The 22,424-nt window shown below is 69.0% G+C and carries 21 protein-coding genes; 1 reads left to right on the top strand and 20 read right to left on the bottom strand.

The window, feature by feature from the left end; genetic code table 11:
• Positions 1-63 precede the first annotated feature (63 nt).
• The 14 genes from ACEUEL_RS21040 to ACEUEL_RS21105 form a co-directional block, all read right to left on the bottom strand.
• A complete protein-coding gene (locus ACEUEL_RS21040; protein WP_405709859.1) occupies positions 64-492 on the bottom strand; it encodes a hypothetical protein in 429 nt (142 codons plus the stop codon).
• Positions 492-2,099 (bottom strand): phosphoenolpyruvate--protein phosphotransferase, encoded by a 1,608-nt coding sequence (gene ptsP / locus ACEUEL_RS21045; RefSeq protein ID WP_405709862.1) that lies wholly within the window; start codon positions 2,097-2,099, stop codon positions 492-494. The genes ACEUEL_RS21040 and ptsP overlap by 1 nt, the downstream gene beginning before the upstream one ends.
• Positions 2,092-2,442: an HPr family phosphocarrier protein gene (locus ACEUEL_RS21050; protein ID WP_405709865.1), complete on the bottom strand. Its 351-nt coding sequence runs from the start codon at positions 2,440-2,442 to the stop codon at positions 2,092-2,094. Before ACEUEL_RS21050 ends, ptsP begins: the two co-directional genes overlap by 8 nt.
• Positions 2,443-2,453: 11 nt before the next feature.
• Positions 2,454-2,843 carry a dihydroxyacetone kinase phosphoryl donor subunit DhaM gene (gene dhaM, locus ACEUEL_RS21055; protein ID WP_405709868.1) on the bottom strand — a complete coding sequence of 130 codons (390 nt, stop codon included), beginning with the start codon at positions 2,841-2,843 and terminating at the stop codon, positions 2,454-2,456.
• 2 nt (positions 2,844-2,845) lie between these two features.
• Entirely contained in the window at positions 2,846-3,475 is a 630-nt protein-coding gene (gene dhaL, locus ACEUEL_RS21060) for a dihydroxyacetone kinase subunit DhaL (protein WP_405709871.1), read from the bottom strand.
• Positions 3,472-4,497: an ABC transporter ATP-binding protein gene (locus ACEUEL_RS21065; RefSeq protein WP_405709873.1), complete on the bottom strand. Its 1,026-nt coding sequence runs from the start codon at positions 4,495-4,497 to the stop codon at positions 3,472-3,474. The genes dhaL and ACEUEL_RS21065 overlap by 4 nt, the downstream gene beginning before the upstream one ends.
• A complete protein-coding gene (locus ACEUEL_RS21070; protein ID WP_405709876.1) occupies positions 4,490-5,686 on the bottom strand; it encodes an ABC transporter ATP-binding protein in 1,197 nt (398 codons plus the stop codon). The genes ACEUEL_RS21065 and ACEUEL_RS21070 overlap by 8 nt, the downstream gene beginning before the upstream one ends.
• A gap of 4 nt (positions 5,687-5,690) precedes the next feature.
• On the bottom strand, positions 5,691-5,891 hold the full coding sequence (locus ACEUEL_RS21075) for a hypothetical protein (protein WP_405709879.1): 201 nt from the start codon (positions 5,889-5,891) through the stop codon (positions 5,691-5,693).
• Positions 5,892-5,896: 5 nt separating this feature from the next.
• Positions 5,897-6,850, bottom strand: a complete 954-nt coding sequence (locus tag ACEUEL_RS21080; protein WP_405709882.1) for a carbohydrate ABC transporter permease — start codon at positions 6,848-6,850, stop codon at positions 5,897-5,899.
• A gap of 151 nt (positions 6,851-7,001) precedes the next feature.
• Complete coding sequence (locus tag ACEUEL_RS21085) at positions 7,002-7,964, bottom strand: carbohydrate ABC transporter permease (protein WP_405709884.1); 963 nt, start codon at positions 7,962-7,964, stop codon at positions 7,002-7,004.
• Positions 7,965-8,203: 239 nt separating this feature from the next.
• Positions 8,204-9,526, bottom strand: a complete 1,323-nt coding sequence (locus ACEUEL_RS21090; RefSeq protein WP_405709887.1) for an ABC transporter substrate-binding protein — start codon at positions 9,524-9,526, stop codon at positions 8,204-8,206.
• A gap of 376 nt (positions 9,527-9,902) precedes the next feature.
• A complete protein-coding gene (locus tag ACEUEL_RS21095) occupies positions 9,903-11,081 on the bottom strand; it encodes a Gfo/Idh/MocA family protein (RefSeq protein WP_405709890.1) in 1,179 nt (392 codons plus the stop codon).
• Positions 11,082-11,293: 212 nt separating this feature from the next.
• A complete protein-coding gene (locus ACEUEL_RS21100; protein ID WP_405709893.1) occupies positions 11,294-12,352 on the bottom strand; it encodes a sugar phosphate isomerase/epimerase family protein in 1,059 nt (352 codons plus the stop codon).
• Positions 12,353-12,764: 412 nt separating this feature from the next.
• A complete protein-coding gene (locus ACEUEL_RS21105; RefSeq protein WP_405709896.1) occupies positions 12,765-13,889 on the bottom strand; it encodes an extracellular solute-binding protein in 1,125 nt (374 codons plus the stop codon).
• Between the two features lie 314 nt (positions 13,890-14,203).
• Here ACEUEL_RS21105 and argE point away from each other — a divergent pair, with 314 nt between their 5' ends.
• Positions 14,204-15,367, top strand: a complete 1,164-nt coding sequence (gene argE / locus ACEUEL_RS21110) for an acetylornithine deacetylase (RefSeq protein WP_405709899.1) — start codon at positions 14,204-14,206, stop codon at positions 15,365-15,367.
• A 155-nt stretch (positions 15,368-15,522) separates the two neighbouring features.
• Here argE and ACEUEL_RS21115 read toward each other — a convergent pair whose 3' ends face one another.
• The 6 genes from ACEUEL_RS21115 to ACEUEL_RS21140 form a co-directional block, all read right to left on the bottom strand.
• The gene (locus ACEUEL_RS21115; RefSeq protein WP_405709902.1) at positions 15,523-16,473 is read right to left on the bottom strand and encodes a LysR family transcriptional regulator; all 951 of its coding nucleotides are present in this window, start codon (positions 16,471-16,473) and stop codon (positions 15,523-15,525) included.
• A gap of 98 nt (positions 16,474-16,571) precedes the next feature.
• A complete protein-coding gene (locus ACEUEL_RS21120; RefSeq protein WP_405709905.1) occupies positions 16,572-17,843 on the bottom strand; it encodes a flavin-containing monooxygenase in 1,272 nt (423 codons plus the stop codon).
• A gap of 121 nt (positions 17,844-17,964) precedes the next feature.
• Positions 17,965-18,780, bottom strand: a complete 816-nt coding sequence (locus ACEUEL_RS21125) for an ABC transporter permease (RefSeq protein WP_405709908.1) — start codon at positions 18,778-18,780, stop codon at positions 17,965-17,967.
• 15 nt (positions 18,781-18,795) lie between these two features.
• The gene (locus ACEUEL_RS21130) at positions 18,796-20,058 is read right to left on the bottom strand and encodes an ABC transporter permease (RefSeq protein WP_405710232.1); all 1,263 of its coding nucleotides are present in this window, start codon (positions 20,056-20,058) and stop codon (positions 18,796-18,798) included.
• A gap of 115 nt (positions 20,059-20,173) precedes the next feature.
• Positions 20,174-21,229 carry an ABC transporter substrate-binding protein gene (locus tag ACEUEL_RS21135; protein WP_405709911.1) on the bottom strand — a complete coding sequence of 352 codons (1,056 nt, stop codon included), beginning with the start codon at positions 21,227-21,229 and terminating at the stop codon, positions 20,174-20,176.
• 42 nt (positions 21,230-21,271) lie between these two features.
• Entirely contained in the window at positions 21,272-22,375 is a 1,104-nt protein-coding gene (locus ACEUEL_RS21140) for an ABC transporter ATP-binding protein (RefSeq protein ID WP_405709914.1), read from the bottom strand.
• Between the last annotated feature and the right edge of the window lie 49 nt (positions 22,376-22,424).

The raw sequence follows: 22,424 nt of genomic DNA on the forward strand, positions 1-22,424 counted from the left end.
CGGCGCATCGTTGCTGGGCGTCGGCGCGTCGGCGCACGCCGCGAAAGGCGTTCCGCCGGTGCGCTACGAGAGGTCCTCCGTCAGGCGGGCGATGCGGCGGGCGAAATCGGCGACCATGTCGTCGACCGCCTTGTTCTTGCGCGGGTCGACGAGGTCGGGGACGGTGACGGTGAGGGTGCGGTGCCGCGGCAGCTCGGTGCCGTGCTGGCGCCGGCTGGGATGGGCGCGGCGATAGGCGTCGAGAAAGGCGCGCCGTTCCTCCACCGCGAAATGGCAGACCTCGAAGATCGCCTCGATGTGCTGGGCGGGAATCGGCACGGCCAGCGCCGGATTGGCGATCTGCGAGACGAAGGAGCGGTTCTTGCCGAGCGCCTGGGCGAGGCGCTGGCGCGTGCCGGAGGGGCGGTTGTCGAGCACGCGCTTCAGCAGCAGCTTGTAGGCCGCCACTCCCTCGGCACGGGCGAGTTCGCGGATCGCCGTATCGTCATCCATCACCGCGCTCCGAGATCGAGCGCGGCGATCGCCGCCTTCGCGCCCGCGAGCTGCGCCGGCGCCACCGAGACGCTGCGCAGCCCGGCCGCGAGCAGCGCCGGGATCGCCGCGGGATCGGCTCCGGCATCCCCGCAAAGGCTCACCTCATAGCCGCCCGCCGCGCCGGCACGGGCGACCTCGGCGATCAGGGCGAGCACGCCGGGATGCAGCGGATCGGCGAGATCGGCGACATCGCCGATGTCGCGGCCGGCCGCCGTGGCGTATTGGGTGAGGTCGTTGGAGCCGATCGAGACGAAGTCGACCGCGAACCGATCCAGAGCCAGCGCCACGGCCGGCACCTCGACCATGATGCCGAGCGCGGGCCAGCGCGCCGCCACCCCGGCCGCATCGAGCGCGGCCAGTTCCTCCTGCATCAGGAGGCGCGCCGCCTCGACCTCGGCCGGCACGGTCACCATCGGCAGCATCACCTTGAGCGCACCGTGCACGGCCGCCCGCAGCAGCGCCCGCACCTGCACGCGGAACACCTCCGGCCGCCGCAGGCTGAGGCGGATGCCGCGGACGCCGAGGAACGGGTTGCTCTCGCCGTCGAGGGTGAGGCCGCGGATCGGTTTGTCGCCGCCGGCATCGAGCGTGCGGATGGTCACGGGGCGCTCGCCGGCCCATTCCAGCATGCGGCGATAGGCGGCGTATTGCGTTTCCTCGTCGGGCAGCCGGCCGGCGGCGTCGAACAGGAACTCGGTGCGCACCAGTCCGATGCCGTCGCAGATGGCGGGATCGAGCGCGCCGAGTTCGTCCGGTCCGGCGATGTTGATGTGGACGCGGATGCGGGTGCCGTCGAGCGTCACCGCCGGCTCGGCCAGCCGGCCCTGCGCCGCGGCGCCCGCCTGCGCGGCGGCGGCGCGCCGCGCCTCGAAGCCGGGCCGGGTCTCGGGGGCGGGGTCGATCACCACCTCCCCGCTCACAGCGTCGACCAGCGCATCGCCGGCCAGCGCGCCGGGCTCGGACCCGAGGCCGACGATCATCGGCACGCCGCGCGAGCGCGCGAGCATCGCCACATGGCTTGAGGGACTGCCCGCGGTCAGCAGGATCGCCCCGCCGGCCGACCAGTCGATGCCGAGGAAGCGCGAGGGCGGCAGGTCGTGCGCGGCGAGGATCGGGCCCCGCGGCAGCACGGTGCCCGGCCCGCCACCACCCGCCAGATGCAGCAGCACCCGGTCGCGCAGGTCGGCGAGATCGGTGGCGCGGGCGCGGAAATAATCGTCCTCGACCGCCTCATAGCCGCGGATCTCGGTGTCGAGCGCCTCTTCCCAGGCGCTGTCCGCCGCCGTGCCGGCCTCGATCGCCGCGAAGGCGCCCTCGGTGAGGGCATCGTCCTCGATCAGTGCGATCTGGAAGCCGAGCATGTCGGCGGCCTCGGCCTGCGCCGTCTGCGCCAGCGCGGCGAGCTCCGCCGCGGCGGCACCGAGCGCCGCCCGCAGCGCGCTCGCCTCCCGCGCCGGGTCGCCGGCGATACGGCGCGCGCTCGTCGCCGCCGCCGCCAGCACGACGACGGGGCCGGCCGCAAAGCCCGGCGAGGCCGGGCGCCCGCGCAGCCGGAGCTCAGCCATGGCCCGCCCCGCGCGCAATGGTCTCGTCGAGGCTCTCGCCGGACTGCTCCTCGTCGAAGCGCCGCTCGACCAGATCGACCAGCGCCGCGATGGCGGCCGCCGCCTCGGCGCCCAGCGCCCGGAAGTGCAGCACGGCGCCGGTCGCCGCCTTCACCCGCATGATCTTCACAGGGCTCTTGGCGTCCACCCACGGCCCCTCGGGCGCGAGCGCCACCTCGACCGTGCCGGGAAAGGACTTGGCGAGCTGGGTGAGCTTCACCGAGGGGCGCGCGTGGAGGCCGACGGCATTGGTGAGCGTGGCCTTGCCGGTGACGGGCTCGGACGTGGCGGTTTCGTTCGACATGGGTTCCGGCCTCAGTTCGGCGACAGCTCTTCGGCGGTGCGTTTGACGAGATCGAGCGGCGAGCCGCCCGAGGCTTCGGCGGCGGCGATCACCGCCCCCTCGACGATCGGCGCGTTGCAGACCACGACGCGGTCGCGACGTTCCTCGTCGAGCATCTCGATGGCCATCTCGCTGTTGGTCTCGGCGCCGCCGAGATCGACCAGCACGGCGACGCCGGCCTCCGACCACGCCGCCTCGATCGCGCCCATGATGGCGCCGACATCGGTGCCGAGCCCGCCCTCGGGGTTGCCCCCGGCGAAGGCGACCGGCACCGCATCCCCCACCATCTGCCGCACCATCTCGGCCGCGCCCTCGGCGACCTTGGCGGAATGCGACACGATCACGATTCCCACATTGGACATGTTCAGCCTTCCAGCGCGTCGCAGACCGCGGCGATGATGAGCGAGGCGGAGCGCGCGCCCGGATCCATATGGCCGATCGAGCGGTCGCCGAGGAAGGAGGCACGACCGCGCACCGCCCGCATCGGCACCGTCGCCTCAGCCGCGGCGCCCGCCCGTTCGCGCACCCGCGCGGCGAGACCGGGGCCGCCTGCCTGAAGCTCCTCCAGCACCGGCGCCAGCACGTCGAGCAGGGTCTTCTGCCCGGGCTCGGACTTGCCGCGCGCCTTGGTCGCCTCAAGCGCCTGGCCGAAGGCGCTGGCGAGGTCGGCCGCCGAGGGTTCCGCCGGCAGCGCCTTGCCGAGCGTCATCAGGAAGGTGCCGTAGATCGGCCCGGAGGCGCCGCCCACCTTCATCACCAGCGCCGTGCCGATCGCCTTCAGCGCGTCCGGCAGCGGCTTGTCGGCAAGCGCCGCCGCATCCGCGCGCACCGCCTCGAAGCCGCGCTTCATGTTGAGCCCGTGGTCGCCGTCGCCGATCGCCTGGTCGAGATCGGTCAGTTCGTCGGCATGGGCGATCACCACATCCGCCATCGCCGCGATCAGCCGCGCCTTGCGCGCCGCATCGAGGCGTACGCCTTCGCTCACGTCGGTCATGACGCAATCCTCTGTCCCGCCGCATCGAAATAGAGCGGCCGCACCAGTTCCACCGCCACCTTGTCGCCGATATCGAGATCGGAATCGGGATCGCCGAGGGTGACGAGCTCGCGGTCGGCGAAGCGCACATGCAGGTGGTTCTGGTCGCCGAGCCGTTCGATCCAGCGCACCTCGCCGGCCGGCCCGCCGCTGGCCCTGCCGTCGAGCCGGGCGAGGTGGAGATGCTCGGTGCGCGCGCCGATGGTCTGCGCCGCCGGCGGGGCGGCGAGATCGGGGAACAGCGCCCGCGGCATCAGGTTGATGCCCGGCTGGCCGAGCCGCTGGGCGACATGCAGGTTCACCGGGTTCTCGTAGATCTCGCGCGGCGTGCCGAGCTGGGCGAGGCGGCCATTGTCGATCACCCCGATCCGGCTCGCCATCGTCATCGCCTCGATCTGGTCGTGGGTGACATAGAGAATGGTGGCGCCGAGCTCCTGCTGGATGCGCTTCAGCTCGAGGCGCAGCTCGCCGCGCAGCTTGGCGTCGAGCGAGGAGAGCGGCTCGTCCATCAGGTAGATGGATGGGTCGCGCACCAGCGCCCGGCCGATGGCGACGCGCTGCATCTGCCCGCCCGAAAGCTGCGTCGCCTTGTTGGCGAGCTTGTCCTCGATGCGCAGCAGGCCGGCGATCGCCTCCACCTTGCGACGGATCTCGGCCGGCGGCACCCGCCGCGTCGGCGAGCGCAGGGGGAAGGCGAGGTTGTCATAGACCGACAGATGCGGATAGAGCGAATACTGCTGGAACACGAAGGCGACGTCGCGCGCCGCCGGATTGGTCCGGGTCACGTCATGGCCGCCGATGAAGACGCTGCCCTGGTCCGGCGTCTCCAGCCCGGCCACCAGCCGCAGCGTCGTGGTCTTGCCGGCGCCCGTGGGGCCGAGCAGCACGACGAATTCGCCGTCGGCAATGGCCAGCGAGAGGTCGGCGATGGCGGTGACGTCGCCGAAGCGCTTGGTCACGGCGTTGATCGAAACGTCAGCCATGAACCTGCTCCTGTCCCGCGTGCTCCTGTCCGGCGCGCGGCTGCCCCGCATTCTCGCGGCGGGCGCGGGCCGCCGAGGCGGGTGCCGCCTCGCCCTCGACCCGCTCGCCGTCCTGCCAGGCGGTGCGGATCGCCCGCCCGCCCGCTTTTTCGAACAGCGAGAGGCGATCGGCGCGCAGCGCCAGCCCCACCTGCTCGCCGGTCGACACCTTCACGGTCGAGGGCAGGCGCGCCCGCACCGGCCCGGAGGCGGTGGTGACGGTGACGATCTGCGTGGTGCCGAGATATTCGGTGCCGTAGACCTCGCCGCGCAGCGCCGAGGCGTCGGAAAAGCGCACATGCTCGGGCCGCACGCCCAGCACCAGCGCCTGCTCGGCCACCGCCTCGCGCACCACCGGCACCTCCACCGGCGCGCCCTCGATGGTGACGAAGCGCGCGCCCAGCGCCAGCGAGCCGGCAAAGCCGATCAGGTTCATGGCGGGCGAGCCGATGAAGTCGGCGACGAACAGGCTCGCCGGCCGGTCATAAATCTCCTGCGGCCCGGCGAACTGCTCGATCACGCCGCGATTCATCACCGCGATCTTGTCGGCCATCGCCATGGCTTCCATCTGGTCGTGGGTCACATAGACCGTGGTCGCCTTCAGCCGGTCGTGCAGCGCCCGCAGCTCGCCGCACATGAGGTGGCGGAACTCGGCGTCGAGCGCGCCCAGCGGCTCGTCCATCATGAAGGCGGCCGGCTCGCGCACGATCGCCCGGCCCAGCGCGATGCGCTGGCGGTCGCCGCCCGAGAGCCCGGAGACGCGGGAATCGAGCAGATGCGAGATGCGCAATATCCGCGCCGCCTCCTCCACCTTGCGCGTGATCTCCGCGCGCGGCAGCCCCATGCATTTCAGCGGGAAGCCGATGTTCTGGCGCACATTCATGTGCGGGTAGAGCGCGAAGAGCTGGAACACCATGGCGATGTCGCGCTCGCCGGCGCGCTTGGTGGTCACGTCCTGCCCGCCCAGCGTGATGGTGCCGGAGGTGGGCAACTCCAATCCGGCGATCATGCGCAGCGTCGTGGTCTTGCCGCAGCCGGAGGGTCCCAGCAGGCAGAAGAACTCGCCATCCTCGACCGTGAAGGTGGAATCCCGCACCGCGACGAACTCGGCGAAGGTCTTGTTGAGGTTCTCGACCCGGATGGTGGCCATGGCGCTACTCCGGGAACTTCGACACGACGATGAACATCGCCGTGCCCGCGAGCGTGGTGGCGAACGACCAGCCATAGAGCGTGATCGAGAAGGGCTGCATCAGCATCACCACGCCGCAGGCGATGAGGCCAATGGCGAACCGCTCCCATGGCTTGCGGCGGAACAGCCGGAAGGGCCTGGCGGGCGGCGGGGCGTGCGGGTCCATGGCGCTCATTTCCGCACCGCTCCGAAGGTGATGCCGCGCAGGAGGTTCTTCCTGAGCAGGATGGTGAAGACGAAGATGGGGATCACGAACAGCGTGGTGGCGGCGGCCACCGCCGGCCAGTCCTGACCACCCTCGCCGATGATGAAGGGGATGAAGGGCGGCGTCGTCTGCGCTTCGCCCGAGGTGAGCAGCACGGCGAAGGCGTATTCGTTCCAGGCGAAGATCAGGCAGAAGATCGCGGTCGCCGCGATGCCCGTGGTCGCCTGCGGCAGCACCACCTTCACGAAGGCCTGGAGGCGCGTATAGCCGTCGATCATCGCGGCTTCCTCGTATTCGCGCGGGATCTCGTCGATGAACCCCTTCAGCAGCCACACCGCCAGCGACACGTTCACCGCCGTGTAGAGCAGGATCATGCCGAGCTTGGTGTCGGACAGGCCGAGCTCGCGGTACATCAGGTAGATCGGGATGGCGACCGCGATCGGCGGCATCATGCGGGTCGACAGGATGAAGAACAGCAGGTCGTCCGCCAGCGGCACCTTGAAGCGGGAGAAGCCGTAGGCGGCCAGCGTGCCGAGCGTGACCGCCAGCAGCGTCGAGGAAAAGGCGATGATCAGCGAGTTGAGGAAGCGCGGCGCGAATTTGGACGGGCCCGCCACCACCATGTTGCGGTTGCGCGCGATCTGGTCGCACATCCCCTCCGCAGGCGGCAGCGAGGCGATGTAGTCCGGGGTCTGCCGCGAGCGGGTGGTGAACAGGTTGCAGTAGCCCTCCAGCGAGGGCTGGAACACCAGCTTCGGCGGGTAGGAAATCGAATCGGGCGGCGTCTTGAAGCCGGTGAGCAGGATCCACACCAGCGGGATCATGGCGATCAGCGCGTAGAGGATGACGACGCCCATCGCGATGCGCTTCGACAGGCTCGAGGGCTCGACGACGGAGTGGGCGGTGGACAGGCCGGGCATCAGCGGGCTCCCTTCGTCGCCGCAGCCGCGACGTCATCCTGAGGCGCGAGCGCAGCGAGCCTCGAAGGATGTTCATCGAGCCGCCTGAAGCATCCTTCGAGGCCGGCCTGCGGCCGGCACCTCAGGATGACGTGATGCAAGGAAACGAGGCTCATCGGCTCTTCACCCGGTTGAGCGCCTTCACATAGATGTTGGCGAGGCCGAACACGGTGACGAACAGGATGATGGCGAAGGCGGAGGAATATCCCGTGCGCCATTTCTCGAACGCCTCGCGCTTCAGCGTGATCGAGGCGACCTCGGTGGTGGAGCCCGGCCCGCCGGAGGTGAGCAGGTTAACCATGTCGAACATCTTGAAGTTCTCGATGCCGCGGAACAGCACCGCCAGCATGATGAACGGCATCGCCATCGGCAGGGTGATCGACCAGAACTGCCGGAAGGCGGAGGCACGGTCGACTTCCGCCGCCTCGTAGATGTAATCGGGAATGGAACGCAGCCCGGCGAGGCAGATCAGCATCACATAGGGCGTCCACATCCAGGTATCGACGATGATGATCGACCACGGCGCCAGCCGCACGTCGCCGATCATCTGGAACGAGGACGGCTCCATGCCGGTGAAGAAGCCGACGATGTAGTTGAACAGCCCGATCTGCGGCTGGTACAGGAACTTCCAGAAATTCCCCACCACCGCCGGCGACAGCATCATCGGGATCAGGATCACCGTGGTCCAGAAGCCGTGGCCGCGGAACTTGCGGTCGATCAGATAGGCGAGCGCGAAGCCGAGCACGGTCTGGATGAGGATCGTCCAGAGCACGAAATGCGCCGTCACCTGCATCGAGTGCCACACATCCGGATCGGACAGGATGTTGGAATAGTGCTCGACGCCGACGCTGGTCACCGCCGCGTTCGGCCGGTTGGCGCGGTAGTTGGTGAAGGAGAGCTGGATCGTCCAGATCAGCGGGAAGATGTTGATCGCCAGCAGGAGGAGGATGGTCGGGGCGATGAACAGCCAGGCGATGGCCCGGTCCGAGAGCCCGCGCACCCGCCGCGCCAGCGGTTCCGGCGTCGCCTTGGCGGCGTTGCGGGCGAGATGGCTCACCGTCGAGGTTTCGGTCATGGCGGCTCCAGACTGGCGGGCTCTGAGGTCCGGCCGGACCGCGAGGGCGTCGCGGCGGGCGTGGCTTTCCCGTCATCCCGGGCGGCCGTGGCGGCCGGTCCGGGATCGTCGAGGCATTCGGCTCGTGCGCATCGGGTGTCGGGGACCCGGCCGGGTGCGGCAGCACCCCGGCATCGGCCCGGACGGCGCGCCGGGCAGACGGGCGGCTTGGCGCGGCCCGTCCTCCCGTGCCGGGCGGATCACATCCGCCCGTCTTCCTTGAAGGTCTTCTGCCAATCCTTGATCAGCAGATCGAGCGCTTCCTTGGCCGTGCCCTTGTCGGCGACGACATAGTCATGCACGCGCTTCTGCATCGCCTGCATCAGCTCGGCATAGGTCGGCTCCTGCCAGAAGTCCTTCACCTGGCCCATCGCGACCAGGAAGTCGGCCGCGAACGGCGCGGACTGGGCGAAGTTCGGGGCTTCGAGCACGGATTTCGCGACCGAATAGCCGCCCAGCGACCACCACTTCGCCTGCACGTCCGGCTGGGCGAACCACTTGATGTACTGGAGCGCGGCATCCTTGTTGTCCGAATAGGACACCACCGAGATGCCCTGCCCGCCGAGCGGGGACGCCGCCACCTTCTCCTTCGGGTTGACGAAGAAGCCGATGCGATCGCCCCCCACCTTCTCGTCCTTGTAGAGGCCGGGGAAGAAGGCGAACCAGTTCATCATCATCGCGACCTGCCCGGACTTGAAGGCGTCGAGGCCCTCCTGCATGTAGGCGTCGGTATAGCCGGGCGGCGTGCAGCACTTGAACAGCGCCTTATAGGCTTCGAGACCCTTCACCGAATCCGGTGAATTGACGTAGCCCTCCATGTCGTAGGGCTTCTTCGGGTTCTGGTATTCGAAGCCGTAGGGGTAGAGGGCCGCCGTCGAGCCCATGGTGATGCCTTCCGAGCCGCGCTCGGTGAAGATGGCGGCGCCATAGACCTTCTTGCCGTCGATCTCGCGGCCCTGGAAGAACTCGGCGACCTGCTTCAGCTCATCCCAGGTCTTCGGCGCGGCGAGGTCGCGGCCGTGCTTCTTCTTGAACTCGGCCTGCAGCTCGGGGCGGGCGAACCAGTCCTTGCGGTAGGTCCAGCCGAGCGCGTCGCCCATCGCCGGCAGCGCCCAGTAATTGTCGGAGCCCTTCGGCCAGGTCGAATAGCCTTCCACCGCCGCCGGCAGGAAGGAGGCCATCTGGATGCCTTCCTTGGCGAAGAAGTCGTTCAGCTTGACGTAATGGCCGTTCTCGGCCGAGCCGCCGAGCCACTGGCTGTCGCCGATCAAGAGGTCGCACAGCTTGCCCTTCGAGTTCAGCTCGTTGAGGAAGCGGTCGGCGAAGCTGGTCCACGGCACGAACTCGAATTTCATCGGTATGCCGGACTTCGTGGTGAAGTCCTTCGACAGCTCCACCAGCGCGTTGGCCGGGTCCCAGGCCGCCCAGCACAAGGTGAGCGGCTTGCCCTGAGCATGGGCGGGCGCGGACGCGGCGACACTGAGAGCGGCGAACGCCGCAGCGGCCGCCAGAAGCTTCCTCATGGGTCATTCTCCTCCGGTTGTCCCGCAGGCCGCCGGAGACAACCGAAAGGGTCCGCGCAGGCAGGGCCGGCGGTCGATCGGAGGCTCGGATTCCGCATCGCCAGAAGGATGGATGCGGAGGACGGACAGGGACGGGTTTGGCGTTTCCTCCCGCGCCGTTGGTATTATTTTACGGCTGCGGATGAAGTTTAGTAGAACTCACTTTACTAAACATCGCAAGCTAAACTTTTCGCGATGGCGTGAGGTGCGGACCTCACAATATCACCTAACGTCAGCTCCCGCCGCGGATCCCTTTCGCCACCCGCCGGACGGTTCGCACGGACTGCACGGACCGGTCATTTTTCGCACCCATCGTCCACCTCACCGCACCGACCGGTCAGTCCGTGCCGAGGGGTACCCACACCGCCCCGCGGGCGGAAGACGCGACCGCCGCAGCGATGAAGGCGACGCCCTTCACCCCGTCCTCGACGGTCGGGAAGTTCACCGCCGGATCGAGCGGAGCGCCCGCGCGCGCCGCCCGGATCGCCGCGGCGACCTCGGTGTAGAGCGTTGCGAAACCTTCCAGATAGCCCTCCGGGTGCCCCGCCGGGGTCCGCGTCACCCGGCCGGCCTCCGCGCCCGCCCCGGCGCCGGCGCGGGTGATGGTGCGCACCGGCTCGCCGAACGGGGCGAACTGCAGCCGGTTCGGCTCCTCCTGCCGCCATTCCAGCCCGCCCTTGTCGCCATAGACCTTGATGGCGAGGTTGTTCTCATTGCCCGGCGCCACCTGGCTCGCCCATAAAAACCCTTTGGCGCCATTGGCATAGCGCAGCAGGATCTGGACATTGTCGTCCAGCCGGCGCCCCTCCACGAAAGTGGTGAGCTCGGCGCAGAGCTCGGTGACCGGGATGCCGGTGATGAAGTCGGCGAGGTTGTAGGCGTGGGTGCCGATATCGCCGATGCAGCCGCCCGCGCCCGCCTGCGCCGGATCGACCCGCCACCCCGCCTGCTTGTGGCCGCTATCCTCGAGCCGCGTGGTCAGCCAGTCCTGCGCATACTGCACCTGCACCACCCGGATGGCGCCCAGCTCCCCCGCCGCCACCATGGCGCGGGCCTGGCGCACCATCGGGTAGCCGGTGTAGTTGTGGGTCACCGCGAAGATACGTTTACTCTTTTCGGTCAACGACTTGAGCGCCAGCGCCGAATCCCGGTCGACGCTCAGCGGCTTGTCGCAGATGACGTGGATGCCGGCCTCGAGGAAGGCGGTGGCGACCGGCGCGTGCATGTGATTGGGGGTCACGATGGCGACCGCCTCGATGCCGTCGGCGCGCGCGGCCTCCGCCTTGGCCATGGCGCGGAAGTCGTCATAGACGCGGGACGGGTCGAGCCCCAGCGCCGCCCCCGAGCGCCGCGCCTTCTCCGGGCTCGCCGAGAGCGCGCCGGCGATGAGCGCATACTGGTCGTCGAGCCGGGCGGCGATGCGGTGCACCGCGCCGATGAAGGCGCCCTCGCCGCCGCCGACCATGCCGAGCCGGATGCGCTCGCCGACCCCGTCGCCGCGTCCCTCGATGGGCATGGAACAACTCCCTTATGTCCGTCGCCGTCGATGTCATCCCGGCCGGAGCCGAAGGCGCAGAGCCGGTATCTCTTGCAAATTCAGTCACTTAATGCGGAAGTCGGTCCCGGATCAGCCTAAGGCCGTCCGGGATGACAGCGGCTGTAGAAGCTACCCGGGACGACGATGCTGCCGGCCGCCGGCCGACGCCGCGCCCCATCATGCGCGACCCGTCACCCCAGCCCCAGCATGCGCTTCACCTTGGCTTCGTCGACCGCGCCGCCGGCGAAGTCGTCGAAGGCCTTCTCGGTCACCCGGATGAGATGCGAGCGGATGAATTCCGCGCCTTCGCGCGCGCCGTCCTCGGGATGCTTCAGCGCGCATTCCCATTCGAGCACGGCCCAGCGATCATAGCCGTACTGCGCCATCTTGGAGAAGATCGCGCCGAAATCGACCTGCCCGTCGCCGAGCGAGCGGAACCGCCCGGCCCGCTCCACCCACGGCGCATAGCCCGAATAGACGCCCTGCCGGCCCGTCGGGTTGAACTCGGCGTCCTTCACGTGGAAGGCGGTGATCCGCTCGTGGTAAATATCGATGAAATAGAGATAATCGAGCTGTTGCAGCACGAAATGCGAGGGGTCGTAATTGATGCCGCAGCGCGGGTGGTTGCCGACCGCGTCGAGGAACATCTCGAAGGTCGCGCCGTCGAACACGTCCTCGCCGGGATGGATTTCGAAGCCGACATCGACGCCCGCCTCCTCGAAGCAGTCGAGGATCGGGCGCCAGCGCCGGCCGAGTTCGGCGAATGCGGTCTCGATCAGCCCGGGCGGGCGCTGCGGCCAGGGGTAGACGAAGGGCCAGGCCAGCGCACCGGTGAACGACACATGGCCGGACAGCCCGAGATGGCGCGAGGCCTTCGCCGCCGCCTTCATCTGCCCCACCGCCCAGTGCTGGCGCGCGACCGGATTGCCGTGCACGTCGGCGGGGGCGAAGGCGTCGAAGGCTTCGTTGAAGGCGGGATGGACCGCCACCAGCTGGCCCTGCAGATGGGTCGACAGCTCGGTGATGGTGAGCCCGTGCCCGGCGGCGACGCCGGCAAACTCGTCGCAATAGGTCTTGGACGTCGCCGCCTTGGCCAGATCGAACAGGCGGGCATCCCAGGACGGCACCTGCACGCCGGTGTAGCCGAGACCGGCCGCCCAGGCGCAGATCGCATCCCATGAGTTGAACGGCGCGGCATCACCCGCAAACTGGGCGAGAAAGATCGCCGGCCCCTTGACGGTGCTCGCCACGCATACCTCCCTGACATTTTCCGCCCGGTCTTGCCGCCGGTGCGCCGTGCCGGGCCCTCCCGGCAGGGGTCATTGCCCCCCGATGATGCTGCCTGTGAATGGGCGTCGGCACAAGCACATATTGAGGTACGCAACTCAGAAATTGACGCTGCGCTGCACGCGCATAAATCCGGTTCGATGCGGTGGATGATCAGTGCGGTGCGACCGGCATTTTCCATACCTCGGCACCGATTCCGGTACGATCAGTGCAGTGAGACCGGCGACAGATCGCCCGTTCTGGTGCAGTGCGTCCAGCGCCCCGGTGCAATGAGGTGCAAAATGAGGCGTCACCTCATTTCCGGCTGTGCGACGGCTGAACGCGACGGCTCACTCCCGCCACGGCACCCCGATTCGGTGCCGGCGCGCGCCCCGCTCAGCCTTGGGTCAGCTTGGCGGCATATTCGGCGCGCAGCCGCGCGTAGAAATCCGTCTGGATCGGCCACCAGAACATCTTGTCGAAGCTGCCCGGCGGATAGGCCGCGCGGAAGGCGGCGTGGGCGCCGGCGGAGAGGTAATTCTCCGATCCGGAAACGCAGCTGTTGTAGCCGGTGGTGTTGGTGAACAGCGCCCCGTTCTCGGGCTGGTAGAGGAAGTTCATCAGCTCATAGGCCTGCGCCGCATTCGCCGCCCCCGCCGGGATAGCGAAGGTGTCGGTCCAGCCGAGGCCGCCTTCCTTCGGCATGCCGTATTTCCAGTTCGGCCCGGAGGAGCGGCCGAGCAGGATGCCGGTCGAATCCCAGGTCTGGCCGATGGTGCAGCCGCCGCTGACGAAGGCCGCCCGCGCCTCGGTGGCATCGGTCCAGAACGCGCCGATATTGCTCCGATGCGCATTGATGAAGGCGAGGCACCCCTCGAACACCCGCCGGGAATCGGCCTCCGACTTGTAGAGATCGAGACCGCGGTTGGAGGGCAGCACGCCGGTGGCGTCGAGGTAGAGAGCGACGCCGTTGAAGACCGAGACCGGGCGGACCACCACCTGCTTGGTCAGCCCCGCCTTCCACATGTCGCCATAGGAGATCTGGCCGGCGACCTTGTCGATCTTGGTCGAATCCCAGGTCAGCCCCTCGGTGCCCCAGTCGAACGGCACGAGATAGCGCCGGCCCTTGTCGAGGGCGCCGAGCGCCTGCGAACTGCGGTAGATCGGGGTGACGACGCGCGAGGCATCGAAGCGGCGCTCGTCGATCGGCTGCAGCAGCCCGTCGCGGTAATAGTTGGGGCCGGTGTCGACGGACGGGAAGAACACGTCGATGCCCTTGCCGCCGGCCGAGCGCAGCCGCGCCTCCGCCTCGGCGTTCGAGCCGTAGGTGGCGAGCTTCACGTCGATGCCGGTGGCGTTGTTGAAATCCGCCAGCAGCGTGTTGTTCGCGAAGTAGTCTTCCCAGGCATAGACATTGACCGTGCCGGAGGATGCGAGCGCATCATGGGCCCGCAGCACCGCCGGTGTCGCCAAGGCCGCCGCGCCCGCGCGCAGAAGCCCGCGACGGGATATCCCCGTCATTGTTCTCTCCCCAGTCCGCGCGGCGCCCACCCCGCGCCGGTTCCGTCCCGCCCGAATCGATTCCCCGAATGACGGCGAACGGTCAACAGACAATAGATTCGAGAAGGTTTCGTTACATCTTCAAAAGATGGTGCACAGTCGCCGCCGGCGGCAAGGCGCCGTTTTGCTGGCGGGCGACAAGACGTGCTCCTCGAGCGGCGCGGTGGCTTAGCCGCACCCGAAGCGGCGATGACGCAAATCCGATTCGGGCACCACGCGCGACGATGCTAGAGGGAGCGCCGGTGGGCGCGAGGGCGGCGAAAGGTCGATCGGACATGGACAGCATCGGCATTCTGCATGACCTGATCGCCTTTCCGACGGTCAGCCGCGACGGCAATCTCGACCTGATCGGCCATGTCGCGGCCCTGCTGGAGGGCGAGGGCATTGCCGTCCGGCTCATCCACGACGCCCATCACGGCAAGGCCAACCTCTTCGCCACCACCGGCCCGGCGGACCGGCCGGGCGTGCTGCTGTCCGGCCATACCGACGTGGTGCCGGTCGACGGGCAGGACTGGACCGTGCCGCCCTTCGCCCTGACCGAGCGCGACGGCCGGCTCTATGGCCGCGGCACCGCCGACATGAAGGGCTTCGTCGCCTGCGCGGTGGCGGCGATGCGCCGCGCCGCGCATAGGGACCTCGCGACGCCCCTCCACCTCGCGCTCTCCTATGACGAGGAGGTGGGGTGCCTCGGCGTGCGCAGCCTGATCGAGATGATGCGCGCCGCGCCGGTGCGCCCGGCCCTGTGCATCGTCGGCGAACCCACCGGCATGGCGGTTGCGACCGGGCACAAGGGCAAGCTCGCCGCCCATGTCACCTGCACCGGCCGGGCCGGCCATTCGGCGCTGGCGCCGCTCGCGCTCAACGCGCTGCATCTGGGCTGCGACTTTGTGGGCGCGCTGCGCGCCGAGCAGGAGCGACTCGCCACCGAAGGCGCGCGCGACGGCGACTACGACATCCCCTATTCCACCGTCCATGTCGGCCTGCTGAACGGCGGCGTCGCGCTGAACATCGTGCCGAACCTCTGCACGCTCGATTTCGAGATCCGCAACATCGCCGCCGACGATCCCGCCGCCATCCTCGCCCGGATCGAGGCCGCCGCCGCGGCGATCGTCGAAAGGGCCGCGGCCATCGCCCCGGAAGCGTCCATCGCCATCGAGGTGGTGAATGCCTATCCCGGGCTCGACACGCCGGCCACCTCGCAGGCGGTCGCCTTCGTGAAGGCGCTGACCGGGGCGAACGGCACCATCAAGGTGGCGTTCGGCACCGAGGGCGGCCTGTTCGACGAGGCGCTCGCCGTGCCGACCGTCATCTGCGGTCCCGGCTCGATGGCGCAGGGCCACAAGCCCGACGAATATGTCAGCCGCGACCAGATCCAGCGTTGCGAGAAGATGCTCGACGCCCTGCTCGCCCATCTCGCCGGCGGCGCGCCGACCCCCTAGACGGGGCTCGCCATCCGCCTGGAGCGTCCGCCACACGGGTCATCCCGGAACGGTCGGAGGCCGTTTCCGCGATCGCGTTGCCGTCCAGATGCGCGATCCCGGCTCTTCGCCTGCGGCTCCGGCCGGGAGGACGGGGCCCCGAGCCGACCAGTCTTTCACGCGGCGCCCTCGCGCTCCGGTGCCTGCCCCAGGCTGAACACCCCCTGCTCGCCGACGAAGGCGCGGCAATGGTCGATGAAGGCCTGGATGGTGTGGCTGCGATGCTCGGCATTGGGCAGGGCGATGCCCATGGTCAGCGGCCGGATGTCGCCGTCCAGCACCACGAAGGCCAGCGGCTTGCCGTCCGGCGAGATGGTGTTCAGCGGGCGCATATTGGCGATGCCGTAGCCGAAGCCGTTGGCGACCATGGAGCGCATCATGGCGATGTCGCAGGTGCGCTCGGCGATGTTCGGCCGGATCCCCTTCTGCTGGAAGGCGGAGAGGAAATAGTTGCGGCTGTAGGGCAGGTCGAGCAGCACCATCGGCTCGTCCGCCAGATCCTCCGGCGTCACGGAGGCCTTCGCCGTCAGCGGGTGGTGGGCGGGCAGCATCACATAGGCCGGCAGCGACATCAGCGGCTCGAAGGCGATGTCCTGCGAGATCTCGAGGTCATAGGTGATGGCCATGTCGATCTCGGCCCGCTGCAGCATGTCGAGCAATTGGCCCTGATTGCCCTCGAACTGGCGGAACCGCACGTCGGGGTGCGCCACCTCGAAGCTGCGCCGCAGCGAGGGCAGCACGATCTGGGCGAAGGTGAGCAGGCAGCCGACCGCGAGCGGTCCGCGCACCTTCTTGGAGAGATCGACGGCGATGTCGTGCAGCGCGTCGGCATCGTTGAGGAGGCGGGTCGCCTCCTTCAGGAAGATGCGCCCGGCGGCGGTGAGCGCCAGCCGGTGCGAGTGCTTGCGCACGAACAGGCTGATGCCGAACTCGGCCTCCAGCTGCACGATGGAGGCGGAAATCGAGGGCGGCGAGACGTTCACCCGCTCGGCCGCCTTGGTGATGCTGCCCGCCTCGCCCACCGCGACGAAATATTCGAGCTGTCTCAGGGTGAAGCGGAGAGGCATCGTTCCCTTGCCGGTTCGCGGACCGCACCGGTGCGTGGTGCGGGCCGATCGCAGGCAATGTACGTGCCGCGGGCGGGCGGCGAAAGGTCCGCGCCGGCTCAGGCGACCTCGGCGCCGCGCCGCTCCGGCGGGGTATAGGCGCGGTAGGTGTTGCGGGTGGCGATGTGGTCGGCGAGGTACTTGGCGTCGTGCCACACGCCCCAGATGAAGCTGGAGCCGCGCCGCGACTGCCAGGGCAGGCCGAGGAAATAGAGGCCCGGCTCGCTGGAGACGCCCCGCTGGTGGCGCGGCTTGCCGTTCGGTTCGAAGATGTCGGCCTCGATCCAGCTGTAGTCGGCGGCAAAGCCGGTCGCCCAGATGATCGTGCCGATGCCGGCTTCCGCGAGGTTCAGCGTGCGCAGCGGGTGGCTGACGCAGTGCGGCGTCGGCTCCACCTTGCGCGCCTCGGGCTCCTCGGGCAGGTCGAGGCCGTTGCGCGCGACATAGGCGTCGGCCTCGTCCAGCAGCGCCTTGAGGCTGGCGTCGCCGCGGGCGAGGTTGTCGGCGAGGTCCGGCGCGAAGACCAGCGTGCCCGCCTCGTAACCGTCGGTGCGGCCGACCAGGGTCATGCCGCGCGCGGCGAGCTGGCGGAAATCGATGGTGCGCCCGCCATAGGCGCCGCTCACCGCGATGGTGACGTGCTCCGCCCCGGCCGCCGGCGTCGCCGCGTCCCACTTGCCGAGCACGCCGAGCCACCAGCAGAAATCGCGGCCGCGATAGGCGCGGGGCGGGCGGTCGTGCGGGCCGACGGAGAGATAGACGCGCCGCCCGGCGCGCAGCAATTCGTCGGCGATCTGCACGCCCGACGAGCCCGCGCCGATCACCAGCACCGCGCCGTCGGGCAGCTGGGCGGGATTGCGGTAGGCGCTCGAATGGATCTGGAGGGGCCCCGCCTCGCGCGGCACCAGGGCGGGAATGATCGGCGTCTGGAACGGCCCGGTGGCGGCGACGACGTTCTGCGCCTCGACGACGCCCGCCGAGGTCTCGACCCGGAAGCCCGGCCGCCCATCGAGCCGGGCGACGCGCGTCACCTCGACGCCGCAGCGGATCGGCGCGTCGATCATCTTGGCATAGGCGACGAAATAGTCGGCCACCTTCTCCTTGGCGACGAAGGCGTCGGGATCGGTGTCGGGGAATTCGAGGCCCGGGAAGCGGTCGTGCCAGGCGGGGCCGTTGGCGACCAGCGAATCCCAGCGCTCGGAGCGCCAGCGCTCGGCGATGCGGCTGCGCTCGAGCACGAGATGGGAGAGGCCCGCCTTGCCCAGATGCTCGCTCATCGCCACGCCCGCCTGGCCGGCGCCGATGACGAGCGTATCCACCGTCTCCACCATGTCCCGCTTCCCTTTCTGGCCCGCCCGTGGCGGCGATCATGGCGGGAGAGTGCGGGAGCGCGGGGCCCGGGAAAATTATGATTTGGCGTGGCCGTGATTAAGCTGGACCTAAAGGTTCCCCTCAGCCGCGGGCGACGCTGCGCCCCTGCAGCCAGTTCATCGTCAGCATCAGCACCACCGCGAAGACGGTGAGCAGCCCGGCCATGGCGAGGATGGTGGGGTTGATCTGGTCGCGGATGCCCGCCCACATCTGGCGCGGAATGGTGCGCTGCTCGGTGCCGCCGATGAACAGGATCACCACCACCTCGTCGAAGGAGGTGGCGAAGGCGAAGATGCCGCCCGTGGCGACGCCCGGCAGGATCTGCGGCAGCATCACCCGCCGGAACGCGGTGAGGGGCGAGGCGCCGAGGCTCGCCGCCGCCCGCGACAGGCTCTGGTCATAGGCCATCAGCCGCGCCGTCACCGTGATCACCACGAAGGGCGTGCCGAGCGCGGCATGGGCGAGGATCACGCCCAGATGCGTGTTGATGAGCCCGAACGGGGCGAAGACGAGGTAGAGGCTGACCGCCACCACCACGATCGGGATGATCATCGGCGAGATCATCAGCGGCACGATGATGCCGCGGAACGGGAAGGCCGGCCGGCTGATGCCCATCGCCGCCAGCGTGCCCAGCACGGTGGCGATGGCGGTGGAGGCGAGGCCGATGACGAAGCTGTTCATGATGGTCGCGCGCCAGTCGGGCGAGGTGAAGATGTCCTCGTACCAGCGCCAGGTGAAGCCGCTCATCGGGTAGGAGAAATAGGTGCTGTCGTTGAAGGACAGCGGGATGACGATCAGCACCGGCGCGATCAGGAAGGCCAGCACCAGCGCGGCGAACAGCCAGAGCGCGCGCCGGGCGATGCGCTGGGAGAGCACGGTGGTCGCATCGGCGCTCATCGCCACCCTCCCCGCTCAGCCGAGCCGCAGCCGGTCGATGCCGACCAGCTTGTTGAACACGAAGTAGACCGCCAGCGTGAAGAAGACGAGGTAGACCGAGAGCGCGGCGGCGAGCCCCCAGTTGAGCTGGCGGTCCATCTGCAGCGCCACCAGCTGGCTGATCATCTCGTCGCCCGCCCCGCCCAGCAGCGCCGGGGTGATGTAGTAGCCGAGCGACAGCACGAAGACGAGGAAGGTGCCGGTGCCGATGCCGGGCAGGGTCTGCGGCACATAGACCCGCAGGAAGGCCACCGCCGGGTGCGCCCCGAGCGAGATCGCCGCGCGCTGGTAGACCGGGGAGATGCCGCGCATCACGGCGTAATTGGCGAGGATCATGAACGGCAGCAGGATATGGGTCATGCCGATCAGCACGCCCGTCCGGTTGAACATCAGCGCCAGCGGCCCCTCGATCAGGCCGCTGCGCATGAGCAGCCCGTTGACCACCCCGTTCGGCTGCAGCAGCACGTACCAGGCCGTGGTGCGCACCAGCAGCGAGGTCCAGAACGGCACGATCACCAGCAGCATCAGCAGGTTGCTCTGCCGCGCCGGCAGCATGGCGAGCAGGTAGGCGACCGGGTAGCCGAGCACGAGGCAGATCAGCGTCACCGAGGCGCTGATGGCGAAGGTACGCAGGAACGCCGTGACATAGATCGCCTGCGAGGGCTCGACGCCGACCACCGAGCCGTCGCTGCCGACCTTCCGGTCCAGCGCGGTGAGCAGGAAGTCGGGCGTGACGGCGCTCGAGGCGCGCTTCAGCAGCCGCCAGATCTCCGGCTCGCCCCAGCGCGGGTCGATCCCGACCAGCACGTCGCTGTAGGGACGCTCCGGGTTCGCGGCGGGAAGCTGGCGCGCGGTCTTCAGCAAGAGGCTGCGGAAGCCGGGCTCATAGGTGTTGAGCCGGCGCCCGGCGGTGGCGAGCGTGCCCTGGTCGGAGGCGGCGCGCAGTTCGCCGGCCAGCCGGTCGAACGCCGCGGCCGGCGGCAGGCCGGGCGGGCCCGGCCATTCCGCCAGCACTTCCGCCGTGGCGGGCATGACGGCGGCCACCTCGTCGCTGCGCACGCTCATCAGGAGGAGCTGCACGATCGGGTAGATGAAGGTCGCGGCGAGAAACACCAGCAGCGGCACGGCCAGCAGGAAGGCGCGCAGCGACTCGCGCCGCCGCGCGGCCCGGTAGCCCGCCTGCGTGTCGGCGTCCCGGCTGCGATCCCGCGTCAGGGCGATGCTCTCCATGTGCGCCATAGTCACGCGCCGATCCTCATTTTCCAAGAGCGATTGCCGGCGATCGCGCACCAACGCGGCCGCCGGCGGCCCACCCGCGCGGAACGCGGGCGGGGTACTCCGGGCACGAGGCTGCCTACTGGCTCAGCCAGGTCAGGAAGCGGCTGTTCAGGCTGTCGAAATTGTCCGCCCAGAACTCGGCGTTGATCTGCAGCGCGTTCTTGAAGTTGTCCGGCGCGGTCGGCAGATGCGGCAGCACCTGCGGGTCGACCTTGGCAACCGCCGACTTGCGGGGCGGCGCATAGGGAATGTAGTTGGACAGCTTCCAGATGTTGTCGGCCTGCGAGGCGTAGGAGACGAAGTCCTGCGAGGCCTTCACGTTCTTGGCGCCCGTGGGGATGCCCCACCACTCATAGTCATAGACCTGCCCGTCCCACACGATCGCGAAGGGACGCTTGGCCTCGAGCTGGGCGACGCGGATGCGGCCGTTATAGGCCATGGTCATCGCCACCGCGCCGTCGGCGAGCAGCTGCGGCGGCTGCGCGCCGGCCTCCCACCAGACGATGTCCTTCTTGATGGTGGAGAGCTTCTTGAAGGCGCGCTCGACCCCTTCCGGCGTCCCCAGCGTCTTGTAGACCTCGGCCACCGGCACGCCGTCGGCGATCAGCGACCATTCCAGCGCGCCCTTCGGGCTCTTGCGCAGGCCGCGCTTGCCCGGGAACTTCTGCAGGTCGAAGAAGTCCGCCATGGTGGTCGGCGCGGTCGGCATGCGGGTGGTGTCGTAGGCATAGACCGTCGACCACACCATCGAGGCGACGGCGCAGGGCAGCACCGCGCCGGGGATGAAGTCGTTGACGTCGCCGAGCAGCTTGGGATCGAGCTTCTGCAGCAGGCCCTCGTCGCAGCCGGCGATGGCGTCGTTCGACTCGAGGTCGATCACGTCCCAGGTCGTATTCTTCGCCTCGACCATGCCGCGCAGCTTGGCGAGACCGCCATCATACTGCTCCTTGACGATCGCAATGCCGGTCTTGGCGGTGAAGGGTTCGAAGAACGCCTTGTTCACGGCATTCTCGAACGCCCCGCCGAAGGTGACGATCGTCAGCGAATCCGCCGCATGGGACGGGGCGGCGAGCCCCAGCACACCTGCCGCCACCAGCAAAGCCTGGCCGGCCTTCCGAACCTTCATCGTCATCGCAGTACCCTCTGTTTGTTATTGCGTTACGTCGGCGGTCGTTCAGCCACCGTCATTGGCGATGATCTTGCAATCATCGAAGCTCCAGGAGATCGCCACCTTCTGCCGCGCCTCGGGCGCGGGCAGCGCGGTGCGGTTCGGCACGCGCATGATGAACCCCTCGCAGCCGGCCACGGCGAGGTGCAGGCGCCAGTGGTCGCCGCAATAGATGACCTCGTCGATGGTGCCGGCGAGGTGGTTGCGGCCCGCGGCGCCGGGCACCTCGTCGAAGGTGACGTTCTCCGGCCGCAGCGCCAGCACCGCGGTGTCGCCGGGCGTAACCCCGGGCCCGACCCGCCCGCACACCTCGACGCCCGAGGCCACCGCCAGCGTCGCGTAGCCGTTGGCGATGCTGGTGACGCGGCCGGCGAGGCCGTTGTTCTCGCCGATGAAATTGGCCACGAAGCCGTTGCTGGGATCCTCGTACAGCTCCTTGGGCGGCGCGATCTGCTGGATATGGCCCTGGTGGAACACCGCCACCCGGTCCGACATGGTCAGCGCCTCGGACTGGTCGTGGGTGACGTAGACGATGGTGATGCCGAGCCGGTCGTGCAGCCGCTTGATCTCGTACTGCATGGTCTCGCGCAGGTTCTTGTCCAGCGCGCCCAGCGGCTCGTCCATCAGCACGATGCGCGGCTCGAACACCAGCGCGCGGGCGAGCGCGACGCGCTGCTGCTGGCCGCCGGAGAGCTGCGCCGGCTTGCGGTCGCCGGCGTGGGAGAGCTCGATCATGGCGAGCGAGCGGGCGACCCGCTCGGCCTGCTCGGCGCGCGACATGCCGCGCACGGACAGCGGGAAGGCGATGTTCTCGGCGACGCTCATATGCGGGAACAGCGCGTAGTTCTGGAACACCATGCCGATGTCGCGCCGGTGCGGCGGCAGGTCGTCGAGGCGCTTGGTGCCGAGCATGATGGTGCCGCGGCTCGGCGCCTCGAAGCCGGCCAGCATCATCAGCGTCGTCGTCTTGCCCGAGCCGGAGGGGCCGAGCAGCGACAGGAACTCGCCGTCGCGGATCTCGAAATTGAGATCGCTGGCGACGAAGACGCGCCCGTCATAGGTCTTGTGGACGTCCGAGAAGACGACCAATGGCTCGCCGGTCGCGGTCATCGTGCTGGCCTATCTGGTCGCTCGCGCGAGGTTCGAACGGATCCCGAGG

Source organism: Ancylobacter terrae (assembly GCF_045108345.1).
Lineage (GTDB): Bacteria > Pseudomonadota > Alphaproteobacteria > Rhizobiales > Xanthobacteraceae > Ancylobacter.